Raw genomic sequence first — 19047 nt, 5'->3', positions numbered from 1 at the left:
GGTTGCCGTCTACTTATGCCCCGATCCGTGGCTTTGCTGTTACCGCGGCAAAGACCCGCAGACGGCACCGCCTACGCTGGAGCGATGCAGGCAGTGCTGAGCTGGTGGGACGGCGTCGAACTGTGGTTGTCCGGACTGGGTTTCGTGGTGCAGACCATCATCGTGATGCCCGTCGTGCTGCTGCTCGCCTACGGCATCGCGGTGGTGATCGATGCGCTCCTCGGTAACGGCATGCGGCTGGTACGCCGGGTGCGTCACGCCGACCGGCGACAGGAGTGACCGGGATGCCACGTTCCCGCGTCACGCTCGCACTGGTGGTCCTGCTGGTCTTGATCATCGTGCTGTGGCTGGTCAACCGCTGATACCACCGCCGGTCGCCGACCGGAACTCTGTTAAGCTTCGCGCCATGCATTCGGCGACCGGTTACGGCGAGGGCCATATTCTGGCCCTCATTGCCGTTGGCCCGTTGGCTGTTGCTGATGTTGCATGTTGTCGCTGACACCGTTGTGCCCGTCCGCGGTCTGGTGTCGGTGATGGTCGTTGACATTTCGTTGTCCAACATCGCCATTCCGTTGCGACGGGGCTCGATTCGCCCGTAACCCGCAATGAGAAAGGCAAGCAATGCCCAAGATTCACCTTCCCGGTCGCCGGTGGAGTACCGCCGTGGCGTTGGCGACGACCGCAACAGTGCTCGCCGCTTGCGGTGGCGGCTCCAGTGACGTCGCCGGTGGCGGAAGCCAGCCGAAGGCCGACACCACCCTGACCCTGGTGGCGTACGCGGTGCCCGAGCCCGGCTGGAGCAAGATCATCCCGGCCTTCGCCGCCACCCCGGAGGGCAAGGGCGTCGCCGTCACGACGTCTTACGGCGCCTCGGGCGACCAGTCGCGCGGTGTGGTCGACGGCAAGCCGGCCGACATCGTGAACTTCTCCGTCGAGCCCGATGTCACCCGTTTGGTCAAGGCCAACAAAGTGGCCGCAGACTGGAACAAGTCCACCACCAAGGGCATCCCGTTCGGTTCGGTCGTGACGCTGGTCGTCCGTAAAGGAAACCCGAAGAACATCAAGGACTGGGACGACCTGCTTCAGCCCGGCATCGAGGTGGTCACCCCCAGCCCGCTGAGTTCGGGATCGGCCAAGTGGAACCTGCTGGCGCCCTACGCCGCCAAGAGCAACGGCGGCCAGGACGAGCAGGCCGGCCTGGACTTCGTCAACAAGCTGGTCACCGAGCACGTCAAGACCCGTCCGGGGTCCGGCCGGGAGGCCACCGACGTGTTCCTCCAGGGCACCGGAGACGTGCTGATCAGCTACGAAAACGAGGCGATCAACACCGAGCGCCAGGGCAAGCCGGTCGAGCACATCAACCCGCCGCAGACGTTCAAGATCGAGAATCCGGTGGCGGTGGTGACCACCAGTGCGCACCTGGACAAGGCCACCGCGTTGAACAACTACCTGTTCACCCCGGAAGGCCAGAAGATCTGGGCACAGGCCGGCTTCCGTCCCGTCGATCCGTCGGTGGCCGCGGATTTCGCCACCGATTTCCCGACTCCACAGAAGCTGTGGACAATTGCCGATCTCGGTGGCTGGAGCAAGGTGGATCCGGCGCTGTTCGACAAGGACAATGGCACCATTACGAAGATCTACAAGCAGGCCACTGGATGACAGCAGCTATCGAGCCAAATCCGCAGGCGGTCCGGCCCGAGCTCACCCCGAGTGAGCCGGGCGGGCCGCCCGGCTTCCTGGCCCGCAGGCATGGTTCCACCACCCTGCGGGTCGGTGCCGCATCGATCTGGCTGAGCGTCATCGTCCTGCTGCCGCTGGCTGCGATCGTGTGGCAGTCGGCAAAGGGTGGCTGGCACGACTTCTGGGTCACGGTCACCTCCAACGCCGCGCTGGAGTCGTTCAAGGTGACGTTGACGATCTCGATCGGCGTCACCATCGTCAACGCGGTGTTCGGCCTGCTGGTCGCCTGGGTGCTCACCCGCGACGACTTCGCGGGCAAGCGTCTGGTCGACGCCGTGATCGACCTACCTTTCGCGCTGCCCACCATCGTCGCGAGCCTGGTCATGCTGGCGCTCTACGGGCCCAACAGTCCGATCGATCTGCATCTGCAGCACACCAAATGGGGTGTGGGCGTTGCTCTTCTGTTCGTCACGCTGCCGTTCGTGGTGCGTTCGGTTCAGCCGGTGCTGCTCGAACTCGACCGCGAAGTGGAGGAGGCCGCCGCATCGCTGGGCGCGACGAACTTCCTCATCTTCACCAAGGTGATCCTGCCCGCGTTGCTGCCGTCGCTGCTGTCCGGCGCCGGCCTGGCGTTCTCGCGCGCGATCGGCGAGTTCGGCTCGGTGGTCCTGATCGGTGGCGCGGTACCGGGGGAGACCGAGGTCTCCTCACAGTGGATCCGCACGCTGATCGAAAACGACGATCGCACCGGTGCGGCCGCCATTTCGATTGTGCTGCTGGTGGTCTCGTTCATCGTCTTGTTCATCCTGCGGGCCATCGGTTCACGCGCCGCCAAGCGGGAGGAACTGTCGGCATGATCCAGTCTCCACTGGTGCGCTTCCTGACGCGGTACATCGCGCTGGCTTACATAGCTGTGCTCGTACTCGTGCCCGTCGGGCTGATCCTGTGGCGCACGTTCGCGCCCGGCTTCGGCACGTTCGTCGAAAACATCACCACGCCCGCAGCGATTTCGGCTTTGCAATTGTCACTGCTGGTGGTGGCGATCGTGGTTCCACTCAACGTGATCTTTGGCGTACCGACCGCCCTGGTGCTGGCGCGCAACAAGTTCCGCGGCAAGTCGGCGTTACAAGCCGTCATCGACCTGCCGTTCGCCGTGTCGCCGGTGGTCGTCGGCGTGGCGCTGATCCTGTTGTGGGGTAGTGCCGGACTGTTCGGGTTCGTCGAGAACAGCATCGGCCTGAAGATCATCTTCGGTCTTCCCGGCATCGTGCTGGCCAGCATCTTCGTCACTGTTCCGTTCGTGATCCGCGAGGTCGAACCCGTTCTGCACGAGCTCGGCACCGATCAGGAGCAGGCCGCGGCCACCCTGGGATCCAGCTGGTGGCAGACGTTCTGGCGGATCACTCTGCCGTCGATCCGATGGGGTCTGACCTACGGCATCGTGCTCACGGTCGCCCGCACCCTGGGGGAATACGGCGCGGTGATCATGGTGTCCTCCAACCTGCCCGGCACGTCACAGACACTGACCCTGCTGGTCTCCGACCGTTACAGCCGTGGGGCCGAGTACGGCGCCTACGCCGTCTCGACACTGTTGATGGCCGTCGCGGTGCTGGTCCTGGTCGTCCAGGTGATTCTGGACGCCCGGCGGGCCAAGGCGAGCGAGTAATCCCACTAGGAGAACGACTCTCATGACCAATGCCATCACCGTCACCGGTGCGAACAAGCGCTACGGCGATTTCGCCGCCCTCGACAGCGTCGATTTCGTGGTGCCGGCCGGGTCGTTGACCGCACTGCTGGGCCCCAGTGGATCGGGAAAATCGACACTGCTGCGCGCGATCGCCGGACTGGACCAACCCGACACCGGCACCATCACCATCAACGGGCGCGATGTGACCAATGTGCCCCCGCAGCGGCGCGGAATCGGCTTCGTGTTCCAGCACTACGCCGCTTTCAAGCACCTGACCGTGCGGGACAACGTCGCCTTTGGCCTCAAGATCCGCAAGAAGCCGAAGGCTGAGGTCAAGGCGAAGGTCGACGAGCTGCTCGAGGTAGTCGGGCTGGCGGGCTTCCAGACCCGGTATCCCAACCAGCTTTCCGGTGGTCAGCGTCAGCGGATGGCGCTTGCCCGCGCGCTGGCGGTCGACCCCGAGGTACTCCTGCTCGACGAACCGTTCGGAGCGCTGGACGCCAAGGTCCGTGACGATCTGCGGACCTGGCTGCGACGCCTGCACGACGAGGTGCATGTCACGACCGTGCTCGTGACCCACGATCAGGCCGAGGCGCTGGATGTGGCCGACCGGATCGCGGTGCTCAACAAGGGACGCATCGAGCAGGTCGGTTCGCCGACCGACGTCTACGACAGTCCGGCGAATGCGTTCGTCATGTCGTTCCTCGGTACGGTGTCCTCGCTCAACGGAATCCTGGTGCGCCCGCACGATATTCGGGTCGGCCGCAACCCGGAGATGGCCATCGCGGCCGGGGACGGCACGGCCGAGTCGACCGGAGTCACCCGTGCCACCATCGATCGGGTGGTGTATCTGGGCTTCGAGGTGCGCGTCGAATTGACCAGCGCCACCAACGGGGCCCCGTTCACCGCCCAGATCACCCGGGGCGACGCGGAGGCGCTTGGGCTGAAAGAGGGCGACACCGTTTATGTGCGGGCCACCCGTGTCCCGCCGATCGCCGGCGAGGTCCAGGTCGCTGTCAGTTAGGCGGCGAGCCGGTTCGCGACCGCGGTATCGAACCGGTCGAGGACCGTCTCGGCAACCAGTCGGTGCGCGCCAAGTGGGGCGACCATCGACAGGTCGGCGGCATCGGCTATCGCAGCCACCCGGTCGGTGATACGGCCCGGCGCAATGAACCACGGCGCCACCACGATCCGCCGTGCACCGCGCTCACGCAGCAGGTCGATCCCGTCCTGCACCGACGGCTGGGGGCCGGTGGCGTAGGCGACCTGCACTCCCGACCACCGGGTGCCGCGGCCCAACACGTCGGCCAGTGCGGCGGTGCGGGCGTTCGCGGCGGCGTGGGAGGAGCCCACCGCCACCACCAGGACGCCGAGTCCGCGCTCGAATTGATGAATCTGGTGTTGCGCCAACCGTTCCCGCATGACCCTCACCAGCCGCGGATCTTCGCCGAGGGTGTCGGCCTGGATCACGTCGGCGCCGGTGTCGGCGATCATCTCCGGGATGTCGACGCGGGCGTGGTAGGCACTCGCCAACAGCAGCGGGCTGACGACCGCCGGGCCGTCCAGTGTCCGCAGAACATCACTGAGGTTCGGGGCCTGCTTCTCGCAGAACGCGACCCGCACGTCGAGCGCAGGCCGCGCCACCCGGATCTGCTCGGCCACCGCGTAGGTGGTCACCGCAGAGCGCGGATCGGCACTGCCGTGCGCGGTGAGGATCACCGTCGGGCAGGAGCGAAGCGACCCGGGAGATGACACAGTCACGAAACGTGAAGCCCGCATTCGGTTTTCGCCAGGCCCTGCCAGCGACCGCTACGCGGATCGGCGCCCTCGACCGGCTTGGCCGTGCACGGCGCACAGCCGATCGACGGATAGCCCTCATCGACAAGGGGATTCACCAGCACGCCGTTGGCCTGGATGTAGGCATCCATGTCCTCATCGCTCCACGCGGCCAGCGGGTTGATCTTCACCAGCTTGAAGCCTTCGTCGAAGCTGATCAGCGGTGCGTTGGCGCGGGTGGGCGCCTCGACCCGCCGGATGCCGGTGACCCAGGCGGCGTATCCGCCCAGCGCCTTGCTCAGCGGCACCACTTTGCGCAGCCGGCAGCATTCGCCCGGGTTGCTGGCGAACAGGTCCTTGCCCAGCAGCTGATCCTGTTCGGTCACGCTGTGCTCGGGGGTGACGTTGACGACGTGAATGTCGTACACCGCCTCGACCGCGTCGCGGGTACCGATCGTCTCGGCGAAGTGGTAGCCCGTGTCGAGGAACAGCACGTCCACGCCGGGGCGCACCTTCGAGGCCATGTCGACCAGCACCGCGTCCTGCATGTTGGAGGCGACGACGTAGTCACCGCCGAAGTGTTTGTCGGTCCAGGCCAGCAGCTCTACGGCGCTGGCGTTGGCCAGCTCGGCAGCACCCTGTGCCGCCAGCTCGCGAAGCTCGGCTTCGGTCACTCGTTCCACCCCAATGCTCATCTTGTCTCTCCGCTCTTCGCGCGAGCGCTCATCGCAATTCATCCTCTTCAGCCCGGACGACCCACTGGGCGAAACGCTCGCCGTCGCTTCTTTGTTTCACGAAGTTGCGCACGACCCGCTCGATGTAGTCCCCGAGCTCGGTGGAGAGCACCTTGTGCTGACGCAGTTTGCGCCCGAATCCGCTGTCCAGCCCGAGGCTGCCGCCCAGGTGAACCTGGAACCCTTCCTCGGGGCCGTCGCCGTCGTCGATCATCTGACCCTTGAAGCCGATGTCGGCGATCTGGATCCGAGCGCACGAGTTGGGGCAGCCGTTGATGTTGACGGTGACCGGGACGTCAAGTTGGGAGTTGATGTCCTCGAGCCGCTTCTCCAGATCGGGCACCAGACTCTGAGCGCGCACCCGGGTCTCGGCGAAGCTCAGCTTGCAGAACTCGATTCCGGTGCAGGCCATCAGGTTTCGACGCCAGTGCGACGGCGTCGACGGCAGGCCCAGCGCGTCGAGCCCACTGCGGAGCTCGTCGAGCTTGTCGTCTGCAACGTCGAGCACGATCAGTTTCTGGTACGGCGTGAACCGAACACGATTAGACCCTGCGGCCTCAGCCAGGTCGGCGACCTTCGTCAAGATGGTGCCCGACACGCGCCCCGCGATCGGCGCCACGCCGACAGCGTTGAGGCCGTTTTTGAGCCGTTGAACACCGACGTGGTCGATCGGGCGGACGACAGGCTCGGGTGCGGGTCCGTCGACCAGGGGTCGCTTCAGGTACTCCGTCTCGAGGACTTCGCGGAATTTCTCGACGCCCCAGTCCTTGATCAGGAACTTCAGCCGGGCTTTGGCGCGCAGCCGCCGGTAGCCGTAGTCGCGGAACACACTGACCACGGCCTCCCAGACGTCGGGCACCTCATCGAGCGGCACCCACGCGCCGACGCGCTGTCCGAGCATCGGATTGGTGGACAGACCGCCGCCGACCCACAGGTCGAAACCGGGACCGTGCTCGGGGTGATTGACCCCGATGAACGCGACATCGTTGACCTCGTGCACCACGTCCTGCAGGCCGCTGACGGCGGTCTTGAACTTGCGCGGAAGGTTCGAGTACTCCGGCTTGCCGATGTAGCGCTTGACGATCTCGTTGATCGCGGGCGTGCCGTCGATGACCTCGTCGAGAGATTCTCCCGCCAGCGGCGAGCCCAACACCACGCGTGGGCAGTCGCCGCACGCCTCGGTGGTCTGCAGTCCCACCTCGTCGAGGCGGCGCCAGATCTCCGGCATGTCCTCGACCTGGATCCAGTGGTACTGCACGTTCTCGCGGTCGCTGATATCGGCGGTATCGCGGGCGAACTCCGTCGAAATGCCGCCGAGGGTGCGCAGCGCGGCGGTGGTCAGAGCACCACCATCGCTGCGCACCCGCAGCATGAAGAACTCGTCTTCGAGCATGTCGGTGTTCTCGTCACCGGTCCACGTGCCGTCATAGCCCGGCTTGCGCTGCGTGTACAGGCCCCACCAGCGCATGCGGCCGCGCAGGTCGGTCTTGTCGATGCTGGCGAAGCCCTGCTTGGCATAGATGTTCTCGATGCGATCGCGGACGTTGAGCGCGTCGTCTTCTTTCTTGAACTGCTCGTTGGGGTTCAACGGCTCGCGCTCGCCGAGGGCCCATTGGCCCTCACTGCGCGACTTGGGCGTCTTTGTCGGCTGACTCATGAAATGTGCTCCTCGATGTCAAGGAGCTGGCGTTCGAATCGCGCGAATCCACCGGTGAGCTGTTTCCGGCGGCGCAGATCCGGTCGGCCAGCTGAGGTACAGGTGGGCGGGTCTACGGCGTCAAGCCAGACAACAACAGGTACAGACGCGCTTGAAATCCACATGCCGCCGAGCCACCAGTGCCACACGGCGCAGGTTCTGGGGGGCGGACATGCGGGCCATTCTGCCACGAAGAGCTTCGATAGCTCTAACCGGGCCAAATTTTGGCTCGCGGTGAGCAAAAGTCCTCTCTGCGACACTGGAGCGATGTCGGTCCGTCCCGCACCGGCCGCCCTACCGGAACTCGCCCTGACGCCCGGCACGGCGTTCGGCGTCTATGTCCATGTGCCGTTCTGCGCTACCCGGTGCGGGTACTGCGACTTCAACACGTATACGGCTGCCGAGCTCGGCGGCGCCTCGCCGCAGGGCTGGCTGACCGCGCTGCGCTCGGAACTGGAGTTGACCGCCGCCCTGCTGGGGGAAGTGCCTGTCGACACGGTCTTCGTCGGCGGCGGCACCCCGTCGCTGCTCGGTGGCGACGGGTTGACCGCGGTGCTCGACGCCATCCGCGCGAACTTCACGGTGGCCGCGCAGGCGGAGGTCACCACCGAGGCCAACCCGGAGTCGACGTCACCGGCCTTCTTCGCCGACATCCGCGCCGCCGGCTACACCCGGGTGTCGCTGGGCATGCAGTCCACGGCGCGTCGGGTGCTGGCGGTCCTGGACCGGACCCACTCGCCGGGACGGCCGCTGCAGGCCGCGGCCGAGGCGATGGCAGCCGGCTTCGAGCACGTCAACATCGACCTCATCTACGGGACGCCGGGGGAGTCCGACGACGATTTGGCACGTTCGGTCGATGCCGCGCTGAGTGCCGGCGTCGACCACATCTCGGCCTACGCCCTGGTGGTCGAGGACGGTACGGCGCTGGCTCGCCGGGTGCGCCGCGGCGAAGTCGCGGCGCCCGACGACGATGTGCTCGCGCACCGCTACGAACTGCTCGACCAGCGGCTGGCGGCGGCGGGGCTGAGCTGGTACGAGGTGTCCAACTGGAGTCGTCCGGGCGGTGAGTGCAGGCACAACATCGGCTACTGGAACGGTGGGCAGTGGTGGGGTGCGGGTCCCGGAGCGCACGGGTTCATCGGCGACACCCGGTGGTGGAATGTCAAGCACCCCAACGCTTACGCCGAGCTGCTGGCTGACGGGCGGCTGCCGGTGGCAGATTTCGAGCGCCTCGACGCCGATGCCCGTCACATCGAGAACGTGCTGCTGGGAATCAGGTTGCGCACCGGTTTGCCGGTCGCCGCGCTGACCGAGTCCGAACAGTTGCGTGCGGGCCGGGCGGTGGACGACGGGCTGCTGACGCGGGCCGGAGAGCGGTTGCTGCTCACCGACCGTGGCCGGCTGCTGGCCGATGCCGTGGTGCGCGACCTCCTCGACGACTGAGGGCCGGACACGGCAAGGCCGCGGGGGAGCCTTGGGGGGTAGGCGCATCCCGCGGCCTTGCCCGGCATGCCTGCCGGTTAGCCCAGCACCCACATCGGGATTCCGTTGAACCCGAACGCCTGCTGAGGCGAGGTGGCAGGAGGTGTGGCGTGGATCCTTGCGTGGCCCTGCTTCTGGCACATGGTGGCGCCGCCCTTGTCCAGGCAGTCGACCGGATTAGGCGCCGCGCCAGCGCTCGGCGCGAGGCTGACGGCCAGCGCCGCGGCACCGGCGGCGACGAGCGGGGCGAGGTAGCGGAGTTTGATCGTCATTGATCGTCCTTTCTTCTGCCGGGAGAGAAACCTTGGGGGGATTAGGTTTTCATTGATTCTTCCCGATAACTCAACTCTATGCGCTGCGGTCGAGCCAGTCACGAAGTTCATATCAGAGTCAAATCTATTGACAGCCAATTGAACTCAATCATCGGACCGCAATACCGTTGGTCTGCAACGACAGTGCCGACGCTGGCTCGACATGCAGAACTTGGGCACTGCCGATGTCATAGAACAGGCCGATGATCTTCAGTCGGCCCTGCTCGTGCAGATCACGGATCAGCGGGTGACGCACCAGGGTGTCGACCTGGACGGCGACACTGACCATGCTCAGCTGGTCGGCGGTGTTGAAGCCCTGCTCGGCGGCCGATTGCGCTATCGGGTGCCGGCCCTCATCGAAGGCGTCCAGTGCTGGCTGGGCGTACTTCAGCCAGGACCGGAGGTGCTCCTCGCCGGGTGGGTGCTGCGCCGCGACGCCCTGTTCCCGCAACGCGGCATGCATTGCGCTGCAGGCGGAATGACCGCATACGACGATCGATGACACGTTCAACCTGCCAACCGCGAAGGCGATCGCCGCTTCCACGGAGTGATCGTGTTGGTCGGCGGGCACCAGGTTGCCGACGTTGCGCACGGTGAACAGATCACCCGGCCCGCTGCTGGTGATCGCGTTGGGCACGATCCGGGCGTCGGTGCACGTGATGAACAGCGTCTCGGCCGTGTTGGTATGCGCCAATTTCTCCATGTGCGGCCGTATTTGGGGAGCGGTCCTTCGGTGGTACACCTCGAGGCCGTCGAGAACGGACTGGGCTGGGGTGTCGCGCCGTTCGTGGCCGTTCGTGGTGACCGGGTCCTGCCACGAACTCCACGGCACGATGCCGAGCCGCTTGTCGATCATGCCGAAGGCGCGCTGTGGCGGCCCGTCCAGGGCGCTGCTCAGCTCGACGGAGCCGACTTCCTGGATCAGCACGCTGCCGCCGGACGCCTCGTGCTGCCGCTGCCAGTCCTCGATCACCTGGTGTGCGGCGTGGTCGATGAAGTCGACCGAAATCTCCAGTGTGACGCGCACACCCGGTGGCACCGACGCCAACGTCTTGTGCAGCTGGGGCAGCGACAGGAACGTCGCCGACCCTTCGACGGCGACGCGCCAATCGTCGTTGTCGTCGTCATCATCGTCGGCCGGCTGGGCATGGACCCTGGCCCGCGCGACCCGCCAGACGGTCAGCGCGACCGCCAGCGCGAGCCCGAGCAGGACACCTTCGAGCAGGTTGAGGAAGACCACCCCGGTGATCGTCACCAGGTAGACCGCGATATCGCCGGTTCGACGTGCGGTCTTGATGTGGCTGAGCTTGACCAGCTGAATGCCGATCACGATCAGCAGCCCGGCCAGCGCCGCGGTCGGGATCTGCTGGGCCAAACCGGCGAACGGCAGGGCGAAGACCAAAACCCATACACCGTGCAACATCGCCGACGCACGGGTCTTGGCTCCGGCGGCCACGTTGGCCGAGCTGCGCACGATCACACCCGTGATCGGGAGTCCGCCGATCGCACCGGAGACGACGTTGGCAGCGCCCTGTCCAACGAGTTCGCGGTTCAGATTGGACCGCGGGCCGTCCTGCATGCGGTCCACGGCGACCGCGGTGAGCAGGCTTTCGACGCTGGCGATCAGTGCGACGGTTATTACGCCCGTGGCGAACGCGCCCCAGTTGCCCTCCGGCAGGCCCGGCGGCTTCAAGGCGTCGAGCAGTGAACCGTTGAGCTGGATGCGCGGCACATTCATCGCGAACAGCACCGACACAGCGCTGGCGACGACAATCGCGACCAGCGGGCCGGGCACCTTGCGAATCTTCGCCGGCATCCAGCGCCAGCTCACCAGGATCCCGATCACCAACAGGCCGACGGCCAACCCGGCGTGATCAGCGGCGAGCAGCTGACCGGGCAGTTCGGTGATGTTGCGCCAGGCCGAGCTCTCGGAGCTACCGCCCAGCAGGACGTGGACCTGCTGGAGCGCGATCGTGATGCCGATGCCGGCCAGCATGGCGTGCACCACCATCGGCGAGATCGCCAGCGCGGCGCGGCCGACCCGGCTGACTCCCAGCAGTACCTGCACGATGCCGGCGCAGACGGTGATGGCGCAGGTCACAGCCCAGCCGAATTCGGCAACCAGGCCGGCGACGATCACCGTCAGTCCGGCGGCGGGACCGCTGACCTGCAACGGCGAGCCGCCCAGAGCGCCTGCGACCACACCGCCGACGATCGCCGCGATCAGGCCCGCCAGCACAGGCGCGTCAGAGGCGATGGCGATACCCAAAGACAGTGGTAAAGCCACCAGGAAGACCACCAGCGAGGCCGGTAGGTCGTAGCGCAGGAGGGTGGACATCCTGCCTGGGGGATCAGAACCCTCAAGTGGCGCGGTTGAACGCTGCAAGGCCAGACTCCTGTCTGCGTATGCGAGATCTATTAATTGACAGTCGATTCACGAATTTGCGCCGCGGAAGCGAAGCGAATTCACAAGCGCGACAGTAGGTGTGGCGGACGATGGTCTTCAAGGAATCCATATCGGATCCATATCTGCGACCACTCTGCGCGCCCGAGTTGTGACCAAAATGTGTCGCGTCTAACAGATGAGTGCGGAATGCTCTGGCCGCGAACGCAATACAGCAACACCGTCAATAGGACTGCGACCGGGCAAGATATGAAACAGATATGGGGTCCATGACAGATTCATGTGTTGTCACCAGAATTGAAGTATGGCTATCCCGGTCGCACCGTCGTCGTCCCGTCCTCTCCGCCCCCGTCAGGCCATCCTCGGTCAGCTCCCGCGCATCTCCCGCGCCGATGGTTCGCCTATCCGCGTGCTGCTCGTCGACGACGAGCCGGCGCTGACGAATCTGGTCAAGATGGCGCTGCACTACGAAGGCTGGGAAGTGGAGACGGCGGGCGACGGTCGTGACGCATTGTCGAAGTTCCGGGAGTTCGAGCCCGATCTGCTGGTGCTCGACATCATGCTGCCCGACACAGACGGACTGCAGATCCTCAAGATGACGAGGGAGACCGAGGGCTATACCCCGACGCTGTTTCTGACGGCGCGGGACTCGGTGATGGACCGGGTTACGGGGCTGACTGCGGGTGCCGACGACTATCTGACCAAGCCGTTCAGCCTGGAGGAACTGGTCGCCCGGTTGCGGGGCCTGCTGCGGAGGTCCAAGGCCACCACCGCCCCTGAGGACGAGGTGCTGAAGGTGGGCGATCTGGTGTTGGACGGCCCGAGCCGTGAGGTCACCCGGGGCGACGAGCAGATCTCCTTGACCACCACCGAGTTCGAGCTGCTGCGCTACCTGATGCGCAACCCGCGCCGCGCCGTCACGCGCGCCGAGATCCTCGACCGGGTGTGGAACTACGGCTTCGGTGGCCGGTCCAGCATTGTCGACCTCTATATCTCCTATCTCCGCCGCAAAGTCGACGCCGGACGCGAACCGATGATCCATACGGTGCGCGGCGTCGGCTACATGCTGCGGCCGCAGCGGTGAGGCCGGCCACCCACGGCGAAAGGCGATGGCGCCCACGCTCACTGCGCCGGCGGTTGGTCATCTGGGTCTCGGCGATCAGCAGCGTCGCGATGATCGCCATCGGCGCGGTTGCGGTGATGAGTCTGCGCGACGAGGCGATGAGTCTGGCCAACAGTCAGGTGTCCAATTCGCTTGCCGCCTTTAGCTATTCGTACGCCAAAGCCAAGCGGTACGGGGACATGGAGCAACCGCCCGAAGATGGCAGTGCCAGTCACGGCGACTTCGATGAGTTTCCGGGCCAGGGGCCTGGCACGGTGATCGCGATGCTGCGCGACGACAGGGTGGTCTATGCCAGCGCCTTCACCGACGGCGAACCCGTCCCGGCTCCGCCCGACGCACTGCGCGCGTTGGAGAAGATCAACTGGGCCGGCGGCGATCCGCAGACCGTCGACCTGGGCGACATGGGCTCGCACCGGGTCGGGCACCGGGATTTCCCCGGCGGTGAGCGGCTGGTGTCGGCGGTCTCGCTGGATCTGGCGAACAAGACCGTCGCGGGCAAAGGCCTGACCGTGGTGATCCTGGTGATCGTGGCTGTGGCGCTCACCGCGTTGGGAACGATGATCGTGGTGAACTACGCGTTGCGGCCGCTGCGGCGCGTCGCGGACGTCGCTGCCAAGGTCGCCGCCCTTCCCCTGGACCCCACCGACTACCGGATCACCGCCCGGGTGAGCCCGGCCGACACCGACCGGGCCAGTGAGATCGGGGTCGTCGGGCATACCCTCAACCGGCTGCTGACCAATGTCGACACCGCGCTCGGCGACATCGCGGCCTCCGACCGCCGAACACGCCAGTTCCTCACCGACGCCAGCCATGAACTGCGCACACCGCTGGCCGCGATCCTCGGCTACGCCGAGCTGACCCGCCAGGACAGCGACGCGCTGCCGCCGACCACCGAATACGCGCTGGCCCGCATCGAGGCGGAGTCCCGCAGGATGACCTCGTTGGTGGCCGACCTGCTCCTGCTGTCGCGGCTCGACGAGGGCGGCGACCTCGAACTCGAGGATCTCGACCTATGCGACGTCGTCGCCGACGCGGTCAACGACGCCGCCGTGAGCGCCCCGGATCATCACTTCATGATCGACCTGCCCGACGAGGCGATCTGGGTTCACGGTGATCGTGCCCGGCTGCATCAGCTGCTGGCGAACCTGCTCGGCAACGCGCGGGTACACACCCCGGCGGGAGTCACCGTCAGCACGTCGCTCACCACGGGCAGTGACGGGCAGGTGGAGCTCGTCGTGAGCGACGACGGGCCCGGTATTCCCGACGAGATCATGCCCAACCTGTTCGGCCGGTTCGTCCGGGCCGACAAGTCGCGGTCGCGGGACCTTGGCTGCAGTGGACTCGGTCTGGCAATCGTGCTGTCGATCGTAGAAGCGCACGGCGGCACGGTGAACGCGCAATCCCGCCCGGGCAGAACTCAATTCACGGTGCGCCTGCCCGCCGCCGGTCAGCTGGCCGAGAACTGGTCGGCTACGCCGCCGTCCATGTCGTAGACCCGTGCGTGCAGGACGGTGCGATTACGAAGCGCGGCCCGGACCGCGCGGTGCAGGCCGTCCTCGAGGTAGATGACGCCGCGCCACCGGACCGCGTGCGGGAAGAGGTCGCCGTAGAACGTGGAGTCTTCGGACAGCAGGCGGTCCAGTGCCAGCACTGTAGTCGTCGTGACCAGCTCGTCGAGGCGAATCTGTCGCGGCGGAATCTGGGACCAGTCGCGGTAGGTCAGGTTGTGGTCGGGGTATGGCTTGCCGTCCCGAACGCCCTTGAAGATCATCGGGTCGTCGTCCTGCCGGTAGCCGGCCGACCCCGCATCACCATTCGAGCAAGGCTAGTCGCTGGCGGCCGGAACGTCAGCGGTGGGCGAACATCCGTGCGTACGTAATACCGAGGCGGTGGCACTCTGAGTGCGCGGGTGCTAAATGTGCTGTTGATGTCCGTAAAATGGAGACGACTTGGAGGTGTACCAGATGGGAAGTGCTGACGACCGTCGCTTCGAGGTGCTCCGTGCCATCGTCGCCGACTTCGTGGCGACCAAGGAACCGATCGGTTCCAAAGCCCTCGTCGATCGACACAACCTGGGCGTATCCAGCGCCACGGTGCGCAATGACATGGCGGTACTCGAAGCCGAGGGCTACATCACTCAGCCCCACACCAGCTCGGGGCGAGTGCCCACCGAGAAGGGGTACCGCGAGTTCGTCAACCGGATCGACGACGTCAAACCGTTGTCGGGCTCCGAGCGGCGGGCGATCCTTCAGTTCCTGGAATCCGGTGTCGACCTCGACGACGTGCTGCGGCGTGCGGTGAAGCTGCTGGCCCAGCTGACCCGGCAGGTCGCGATCGTCCAGTACCCGACGCTGTCGACGTCGACGGTGCGGCATCTGGAGATCGTGGCGCTGACGCCGGCCCGGCTGCTGATGGTGGTGATCACCGACTCCGGCCGGGTCGATCAGCGAATCGTCGAGCTGGGCGACACCATCGACGACCACCAGCTGGCCCAGTTGCGCGAACTGCTCGGGCAGGCGCTGGAGGGCAAACGGCTGGCCGCGGCGTCGATTGCGGTCGCCGACCTGGCTGCGCGGCTGGACGGGTCGGGCGGACTCGGCGACGCCGTCGGCCGGTCGGCCACGGTGCTCCTGGAGTCGCTGGTGGAGCACAACGAAGAACGTCTACTGATGGGCGGCACCGCCAACCTGACCCGCAACACCGCGGACTTCGGTGGATCGCTGCGTTCCGTCCTCGAAGCCCTCGAGGAACAGGTCGTGGTGCTTCGCCTGCTGGCCGCGTCACAGGAAGCGGGTAAGGTCACGGTGCGCATCGGCCAGGAAACCGAGGCTGAGCAGATGGCCGGAACATCGGTGATCAGCACGACCTACGGCAGCTCGGGCACCGTGTACGGCGGCATGGGTGTTTTGGGACCCACCAGAATGGACTATCCGGGAACTATCGCCAACGTCGCAGCAGTTGCGATGTACATCGGCGATGTCCTAGGACACCGAGCCGGCTAGCCGGCGGGGAATTCGAAAGGTCAACAGTGGCACGGGACTATTACGGCTTGCTCGGGGTGAGCAAGGGCGCCAGCGATCAGGAGCTCAAGCGCGCCTATCGGAAGCTGGCCCGCGAATACCATCCCGACGTCAACCCCGACGAAGAGGCCCAGCACAAGTTCAAGGAGATCAGCGCCGCCTACGAGGTGCTCTCCGATCCGGAGAAGCGGCGCATCGTCGACCTCGGCGGTGACCCGCTGGAGGGCGCCGCGGCAGGAGCCAACGGCTTCAGCGGCTTCGGCGGTCTGGGTGATGTGTTCGAGGCGTTCTTCGGCGGCGGTGGTGCGGCGCGCGGCCCGATCGGCCGGGTGCGGCCGGGATCGGACTCGCTGCTGCGCATGCGCCTGGATCTCTCGGAGTGCGCGACCGGGGTGACCAAGCAGGTCACCGTCGACACCGCGGTGCTCTGTGATGTGTGTCAGGGCAAGGGAACTCACGGCAACTCCACACCCGTGGCCTGTGACACCTGTGGCGGGCGGGGCGAGGTGCAGACGGTGCAGCGATCGCTGCTGGGTCAGGTCATGACCTCGCGGCCCTGCCCGACCTGCCGCGGTGTCGGCGAGGTCATTCCGGATCCCTGCCACCGCTGCGCCGGCGACGGACGAGTGCGTGCGCGCCGCGATATCAGCGTGAAGATTCCGGCCGGTGTCGGCGATGGCATGCGGGTTCGGTTGGCCGCGCAGGGCGAGGTCGGCCCCGGCGGCGGCCCGGCGGGCGACCTGTACGTCGAGGTGCACGAGCAGCAGCACGACATCTTCGTCCGTGACGGCGACGACCTGCACTGCACCGTGTCGGTACCGATGGTCGACGCCGCGCTCGGCACGTCGGTCACCGTCGACGGCATCCTCGACGGGCTGACCGAGATCACCATCGCGCCGGGAACCCAACCCGGTTCGGTGACCACGCTGCGCGGGCACGGTATGCCGCATCTGCGTTCCGGTGTGCGGGGTGACCTGCATGCCCACATCGAGGTGACGGTGCCCGGCAAGCTTGACGCCCGGGCCAAGGAACTGCTCTCCGAGTTCAAGACCCGCAGCCATGCCGAGCCCGAGGTCAAGTCCACGCACGCCGTTGCAGGCAATAGCGGCGGACTGTTCAGCCGGCTCCGCGAAACATTCAGCGGCCGTTAGGCTCCGGCTTCCGTTGGCCGACACACTGTTTTACGCCGACGCCATTCCGGTGGTGGGGCAACGTGCTGTCGTCGACGGCGACGAAGGATTTCACGCCGCCACAGTCCGGCGGATCAGGCCCGGCGAGAAGCTGGTCCTCTCCGACGGTGACGGCACGCTGGCCCGCTGCGAGGTCGAGGAGACCAGCAAGCGCGGATTCTCGGCCCAGGTGCTGGAGCGCTGGACGCGCCCGCGTGCGCATCCGACGGTGACCGTCGCGCAAGGCATTCCGAAGTCGGAGCGTTCGGAGCTCGCGATAGAGCTGGCCACCGAGGCCGGTGCCGACGACTTCGTCGCCTGGCAGGCCGACCGGTGTGTGGCGCGCTGGGACGGTGAGCGCGCCGAGAAGGGCCTGCGCCGCTGGCGGGCGGTGGCCCGCTCGGCGGCGCGGCAGTCGCGGCGGGGTTACATCCCGCCCATCGACGGCCCGGTCGCGACGGCGGCACTGGCCGATCTGGTCGCCGGGCGGGTCGGGTCCGGTGGGCTGGTCCTCGCGCTGCATGAATCTGCCGACCGTCCACTGGCTGAACTGCCGGTGGCTCAAGCGGATTCGATCATGCTCATCGTTGGCCCCGAAGGTGGCATCAGCGACGCCGAACTCGACCGGCTGGCCGAGGCGGGGGCAACCGCGGTGCGGCTGGGGCCGACGGTGCTGCGCACCACGACGGCCGCGGCGGTGGCCCTCGGCGCATTGGGTGTGCTGACCGGACGCTGGTCGGATCAGCGTCGGTAGCGGTCAGGTCGGCTCGGGCCGGGCTGCCAAGCGCGCGTAGATCGACGCCGCCTCGGCGCGGTTACTGGCGTGCAGCTTCCGAAGTACCCGTTTCACATGCGATTTCACCGTGCCGGGGGTGATCACCAGTTCGTCGGCGATCTGCTGGTTGGTGCGCCCGTCGGCCATCAGCCGCAGTACCTCGGCTTCGCGGCGGGTGAGCATCTCGTGCACGCGTGATTCCACTTCCGCGAGCCGGCGGCTGGCCGTGCTGCGCTCGGCGGGTTCGACCTTGCGCAGCTCCAAGTCGGCGTCCTGGAGGGCTTGGGCGGCCTGCTCGGCGGTGGCCAGCGCGCTGCGCACGTCGGCGTGCTGGCGCCGCATCCGCTCCATCAGCACGGTCCGCTCGAATGCGTAGCCGAATCCCTCGGCGAACGCCCACACCGTGTCACGGTCGATCTCGTCGACGGTCCGCCCGGAGTACAACCGGTCGGCGTGCAGGAAGCCGATCACCCGTCCGGTCGGCATCACCGGCGCCGCGACGTAGGAATGGGTGAGCGAGAAGTCGATGATCGGGCGGTTGACCCGCGGATCGTTGCGGGCGTCGCGCACGATTTCCGGTGCATGCCTGCGGATCATCTGCGTCTCGAGGAGCATGTGGTCCAGCGGCGGAGCGACGGACTGGGCGAACGCGACCATCTTCTCGGCGCCCTCGACGTCATCACCGAAGTAGGCCGACTCCATCACCATCTTGCCCTCGTGCACCCGGAACAGCACCGCGCGGTCGAAGCCGCACGACTCGACCAGTTCTCGCGGCGCGTGGTCGACGATCGTGGCGACCTCATCGATGCCGCGCAGCTTCGACAGGCCTTCCTGCACCCGCAACAGCGCCAGCGTCCGGCGCCGGGCGCTGTCCTCGATCAGCTGGCGCTCCAGCAGGGACAGGTCGAGCACCGCTTCCAGCGCGGCGAGCGCTTGTTCGTCGCCGAGTGCTTCGAGCGCCTCGCGGACCAGGGTGGCCTGCGCGTCGACGGTGTCGGCGACGGCGCGCACCGGGTCGTCGGCAGGTTCGACGATGCCGAGCCGGCAGGCCTCGTCATACCGGCGGGAGACCGCACTGACCGGCGCGGCCTTGGATGCCCAGCCGGGGTGGTTGCCGTCGATCAGCGCGGTCACAGGCAGACAGTCAGTGGGAGTGGTCACAGTGAGGCGATGCTCTCACCGCGATCGGG

The 19047-nt window shown here is 66.7% G+C and carries 20 protein-coding genes; 12 read left to right on the top strand and 8 right to left on the bottom strand.

Annotation, left to right across the window (positions count from 1 at the left end; all coding sequences use genetic code 11):
• The first annotated feature begins 84 nt into the window (after positions 1-84).
• The 6 genes from G6N32_RS17625 to G6N32_RS17605 all read left to right on the top strand — a co-directional run bounded on the left by G6N32_RS17625 (position 85) and on the right by G6N32_RS17605 (position 4391).
• Positions 85-279 (top strand): hypothetical protein, encoded by a 195-nt coding sequence (locus G6N32_RS17625; protein ID WP_115320687.1) that lies wholly within the window; start codon positions 85-87, stop codon positions 277-279.
• A complete protein-coding gene (locus tag G6N32_RS29300) occupies positions 212-499 on the top strand; it encodes an Ms4533A family Cys-rich leader peptide (protein WP_410432620.1) in 288 nt (95 codons plus the stop codon). Before G6N32_RS17625 ends, G6N32_RS29300 begins: the two co-directional genes overlap by 68 nt.
• 122 nt (positions 500-621) lie before the next feature.
• Positions 622-1659, top strand: coding sequence for a sulfate ABC transporter substrate-binding protein (locus tag G6N32_RS17620; RefSeq protein ID WP_115320686.1), 1038 nt, complete (start codon positions 622-624; stop codon positions 1657-1659).
• Positions 1656-2537 carry a sulfate ABC transporter permease subunit CysT gene (gene cysT, locus G6N32_RS17615; RefSeq protein WP_170310601.1) on the top strand — a complete coding sequence of 294 codons (882 nt, stop codon included), beginning with the start codon at positions 1656-1658 and terminating at the stop codon, positions 2535-2537. The genes G6N32_RS17620 and cysT overlap by 4 nt, the downstream gene beginning before the upstream one ends.
• The gene (gene cysW / locus G6N32_RS17610) at positions 2534-3346 is read left to right on the top strand and encodes a sulfate ABC transporter permease subunit CysW (protein ID WP_115320685.1); all 813 of its coding nucleotides are present in this window, start codon (positions 2534-2536) and stop codon (positions 3344-3346) included. The genes cysT and cysW overlap by 4 nt, the downstream gene beginning before the upstream one ends.
• Before the next feature lie 22 nt (positions 3347-3368).
• Positions 3369-4391, top strand: coding sequence for a sulfate/molybdate ABC transporter ATP-binding protein (locus G6N32_RS17605; RefSeq protein ID WP_115320684.1), 1023 nt, complete (start codon positions 3369-3371; stop codon positions 4389-4391).
• On the opposite strand, the gene G6N32_RS17600 is transcribed toward G6N32_RS17605, so the two are convergent.
• From G6N32_RS17600 to G6N32_RS29295, 4 genes are all read right to left on the bottom strand, one after another.
• Positions 4388-5146 (bottom strand): sirohydrochlorin chelatase, encoded by a 759-nt coding sequence (locus G6N32_RS17600; RefSeq protein ID WP_115320683.1) that lies wholly within the window; start codon positions 5144-5146, stop codon positions 4388-4390. The genes G6N32_RS17605 and G6N32_RS17600 overlap by 4 nt on opposite strands.
• Positions 5125-5838, bottom strand: a complete 714-nt coding sequence (locus G6N32_RS17595; RefSeq protein WP_115320682.1) for a phosphoadenylyl-sulfate reductase — start codon at positions 5836-5838, stop codon at positions 5125-5127. The genes G6N32_RS17600 and G6N32_RS17595 overlap by 22 nt, the downstream gene beginning before the upstream one ends.
• Before the next feature lie 28 nt (positions 5839-5866).
• Positions 5867-7534 (bottom strand): nitrite/sulfite reductase, encoded by a 1668-nt coding sequence (locus G6N32_RS17590; RefSeq protein WP_115320681.1) that lies wholly within the window; start codon positions 7532-7534, stop codon positions 5867-5869.
• Between the two features lie 120 nt (positions 7535-7654).
• Positions 7655-7747 (bottom strand): Ms4527A family Cys-rich leader peptide, encoded by a 93-nt coding sequence (locus tag G6N32_RS29295; protein ID WP_410432619.1) that lies wholly within the window; start codon positions 7745-7747, stop codon positions 7655-7657.
• Between the two features lie 93 nt (positions 7748-7840).
• Between G6N32_RS29295 and hemW the strand changes: the two genes are divergently transcribed.
• A complete protein-coding gene (hemW, locus tag G6N32_RS17585; protein ID WP_115320680.1) occupies positions 7841-9016 on the top strand; it encodes a radical SAM family heme chaperone HemW in 1176 nt (391 codons plus the stop codon).
• 77 nt (positions 9017-9093) lie between these two features.
• Here hemW and G6N32_RS17580 read toward each other — a convergent pair whose 3' ends face one another.
• Positions 9094-9327 (bottom strand): hypothetical protein, encoded by a 234-nt coding sequence (locus tag G6N32_RS17580; RefSeq protein WP_115320679.1) that lies wholly within the window; start codon positions 9325-9327, stop codon positions 9094-9096.
• Between the two features lie 148 nt (positions 9328-9475).
• Positions 9476-11704, bottom strand: coding sequence for a SulP family inorganic anion transporter (locus G6N32_RS17575; protein ID WP_115320678.1), 2229 nt, complete (start codon positions 11702-11704; stop codon positions 9476-9478).
• Between the two features lie 370 nt (positions 11705-12074).
• Here G6N32_RS17575 and G6N32_RS17570 point away from each other — a divergent pair, with 370 nt between their 5' ends.
• Both G6N32_RS17570 and G6N32_RS17565 read left to right on the top strand, forming a co-directional pair.
• The gene (locus G6N32_RS17570) at positions 12075-12854 is read left to right on the top strand and encodes a response regulator transcription factor (RefSeq protein ID WP_115320677.1); all 780 of its coding nucleotides are present in this window, start codon (positions 12075-12077) and stop codon (positions 12852-12854) included.
• An 89-nt stretch (positions 12855-12943) separates the two neighbouring features.
• On the top strand, positions 12944-14386 hold the full coding sequence (locus G6N32_RS17565; protein ID WP_115321356.1) for a sensor histidine kinase: 1443 nt from the start codon (positions 12944-12946) through the stop codon (positions 14384-14386).
• Here G6N32_RS17565 and G6N32_RS17560 read toward each other — a convergent pair.
• Positions 14341-14664: a type II toxin-antitoxin system VapB family antitoxin gene (locus G6N32_RS17560; RefSeq protein WP_115320676.1), complete on the bottom strand. Its 324-nt coding sequence runs from the start codon at positions 14662-14664 to the stop codon at positions 14341-14343. The two genes, G6N32_RS17565 and G6N32_RS17560, sit on opposite strands and share 46 nt — an antisense overlap.
• Positions 14665-14857: 193 nt before the next feature.
• On the opposite strand from G6N32_RS17560, the gene hrcA reads away from it, so the two are divergent.
• The 3 genes from hrcA to G6N32_RS17545 are packed head-to-tail and all read left to right on the top strand — an operon-like array spanning position 14858 to position 17836.
• Positions 14858-15895 carry a heat-inducible transcriptional repressor HrcA gene (gene hrcA, locus G6N32_RS17555; protein ID WP_115321354.1) on the top strand — a complete coding sequence of 346 codons (1038 nt, stop codon included), beginning with the start codon at positions 14858-14860 and terminating at the stop codon, positions 15893-15895.
• 26 nt (positions 15896-15921) lie between these two features.
• Positions 15922-17064, top strand: a complete 1143-nt coding sequence (dnaJ, locus tag G6N32_RS17550) for a molecular chaperone DnaJ (RefSeq protein WP_115320675.1) — start codon at positions 15922-15924, stop codon at positions 17062-17064.
• 13 nt (positions 17065-17077) lie between these two features.
• On the top strand, positions 17078-17836 hold the full coding sequence (locus G6N32_RS17545; RefSeq protein WP_115320674.1) for a 16S rRNA (uracil(1498)-N(3))-methyltransferase: 759 nt from the start codon (positions 17078-17080) through the stop codon (positions 17834-17836).
• Positions 17837-17839: 3 nt separating this feature from the next.
• Here the strand turns inward: G6N32_RS17545 and G6N32_RS17540 are convergent, their stop codons facing one another.
• Positions 17840-18991, bottom strand: a complete 1152-nt coding sequence (locus G6N32_RS17540; protein ID WP_410432618.1) for a LuxR C-terminal-related transcriptional regulator — start codon at positions 18989-18991, stop codon at positions 17840-17842.
• Positions 18992-19047: the final 56 nt, after the last annotated feature.

The organism is Mycolicibacterium aichiense, from assembly GCF_010726245.1.
Taxonomy (GTDB): domain Bacteria; phylum Actinomycetota; class Actinomycetes; order Mycobacteriales; family Mycobacteriaceae; genus Mycobacterium; species Mycobacterium aichiense.
Note: the sequence above shows the minus strand (reverse complement) of the source record. Positions and strands in the feature narration are given on the sequence as shown.

Coding starts and splice junctions, on each gene's coding strand:
- G6N32_RS17625 (WP_115320687.1), top strand. CDS start 85: ATGCAGGCAGTGCTGAGCTGGTGGGACGGCGTCGAACTGTGGTTGTCC.
- G6N32_RS29300 (WP_410432620.1), top strand. CDS start 212: ATGCGCTCCTCGGTAACGGCATGCGGCTGGTACGCCGGGTGCGTCACG.
- G6N32_RS17620 (WP_115320686.1), top strand. CDS start 622: ATGCCCAAGATTCACCTTCCCGGTCGCCGGTGGAGTACCGCCGTGGCG.
- cysT (WP_170310601.1), top strand. CDS start 1,656: ATGACAGCAGCTATCGAGCCAAATCCGCAGGCGGTCCGGCCCGAGCTC.
- cysW (WP_115320685.1), top strand. CDS start 2,534: ATGATCCAGTCTCCACTGGTGCGCTTCCTGACGCGGTACATCGCGCTG.
- G6N32_RS17605 (WP_115320684.1), top strand. CDS start 3,369: ATGACCAATGCCATCACCGTCACCGGTGCGAACAAGCGCTACGGCGAT.
- G6N32_RS17600 (WP_115320683.1), bottom strand. CDS start 5,146: ATGCGGGCTTCACGTTTCGTGACTGTGTCATCTCCCGGGTCGCTTCGC.
- G6N32_RS17595 (WP_115320682.1), bottom strand. CDS start 5,838: ATGAGCATTGGGGTGGAACGAGTGACCGAAGCCGAGCTTCGCGAGCTG.
- G6N32_RS17590 (WP_115320681.1), bottom strand. CDS start 7,534: ATGAGTCAGCCGACAAAGACGCCCAAGTCGCGCAGTGAGGGCCAATGG.
- G6N32_RS29295 (WP_410432619.1), bottom strand. CDS start 7,747: ATGTCCGCCCCCCAGAACCTGCGCCGTGTGGCACTGGTGGCTCGGCGG.
- hemW (WP_115320680.1), top strand. CDS start 7,841: ATGTCGGTCCGTCCCGCACCGGCCGCCCTACCGGAACTCGCCCTGACG.
- G6N32_RS17580 (WP_115320679.1), bottom strand. CDS start 9,327: ATGACGATCAAACTCCGCTACCTCGCCCCGCTCGTCGCCGCCGGTGCC.
- G6N32_RS17575 (WP_115320678.1), bottom strand. CDS start 11,704: ATGTCCACCCTCCTGCGCTACGACCTACCGGCCTCGCTGGTGGTCTTC.
- G6N32_RS17570 (WP_115320677.1), top strand. CDS start 12,075: ATGGCTATCCCGGTCGCACCGTCGTCGTCCCGTCCTCTCCGCCCCCGT.
- G6N32_RS17565 (WP_115321356.1), top strand. CDS start 12,944: ATGATCGCCATCGGCGCGGTTGCGGTGATGAGTCTGCGCGACGAGGCG.
- G6N32_RS17560 (WP_115320676.1), bottom strand. CDS start 14,664: ATGATCTTCAAGGGCGTTCGGGACGGCAAGCCATACCCCGACCACAAC.
- hrcA (WP_115321354.1), top strand. CDS start 14,858: ATGGGAAGTGCTGACGACCGTCGCTTCGAGGTGCTCCGTGCCATCGTC.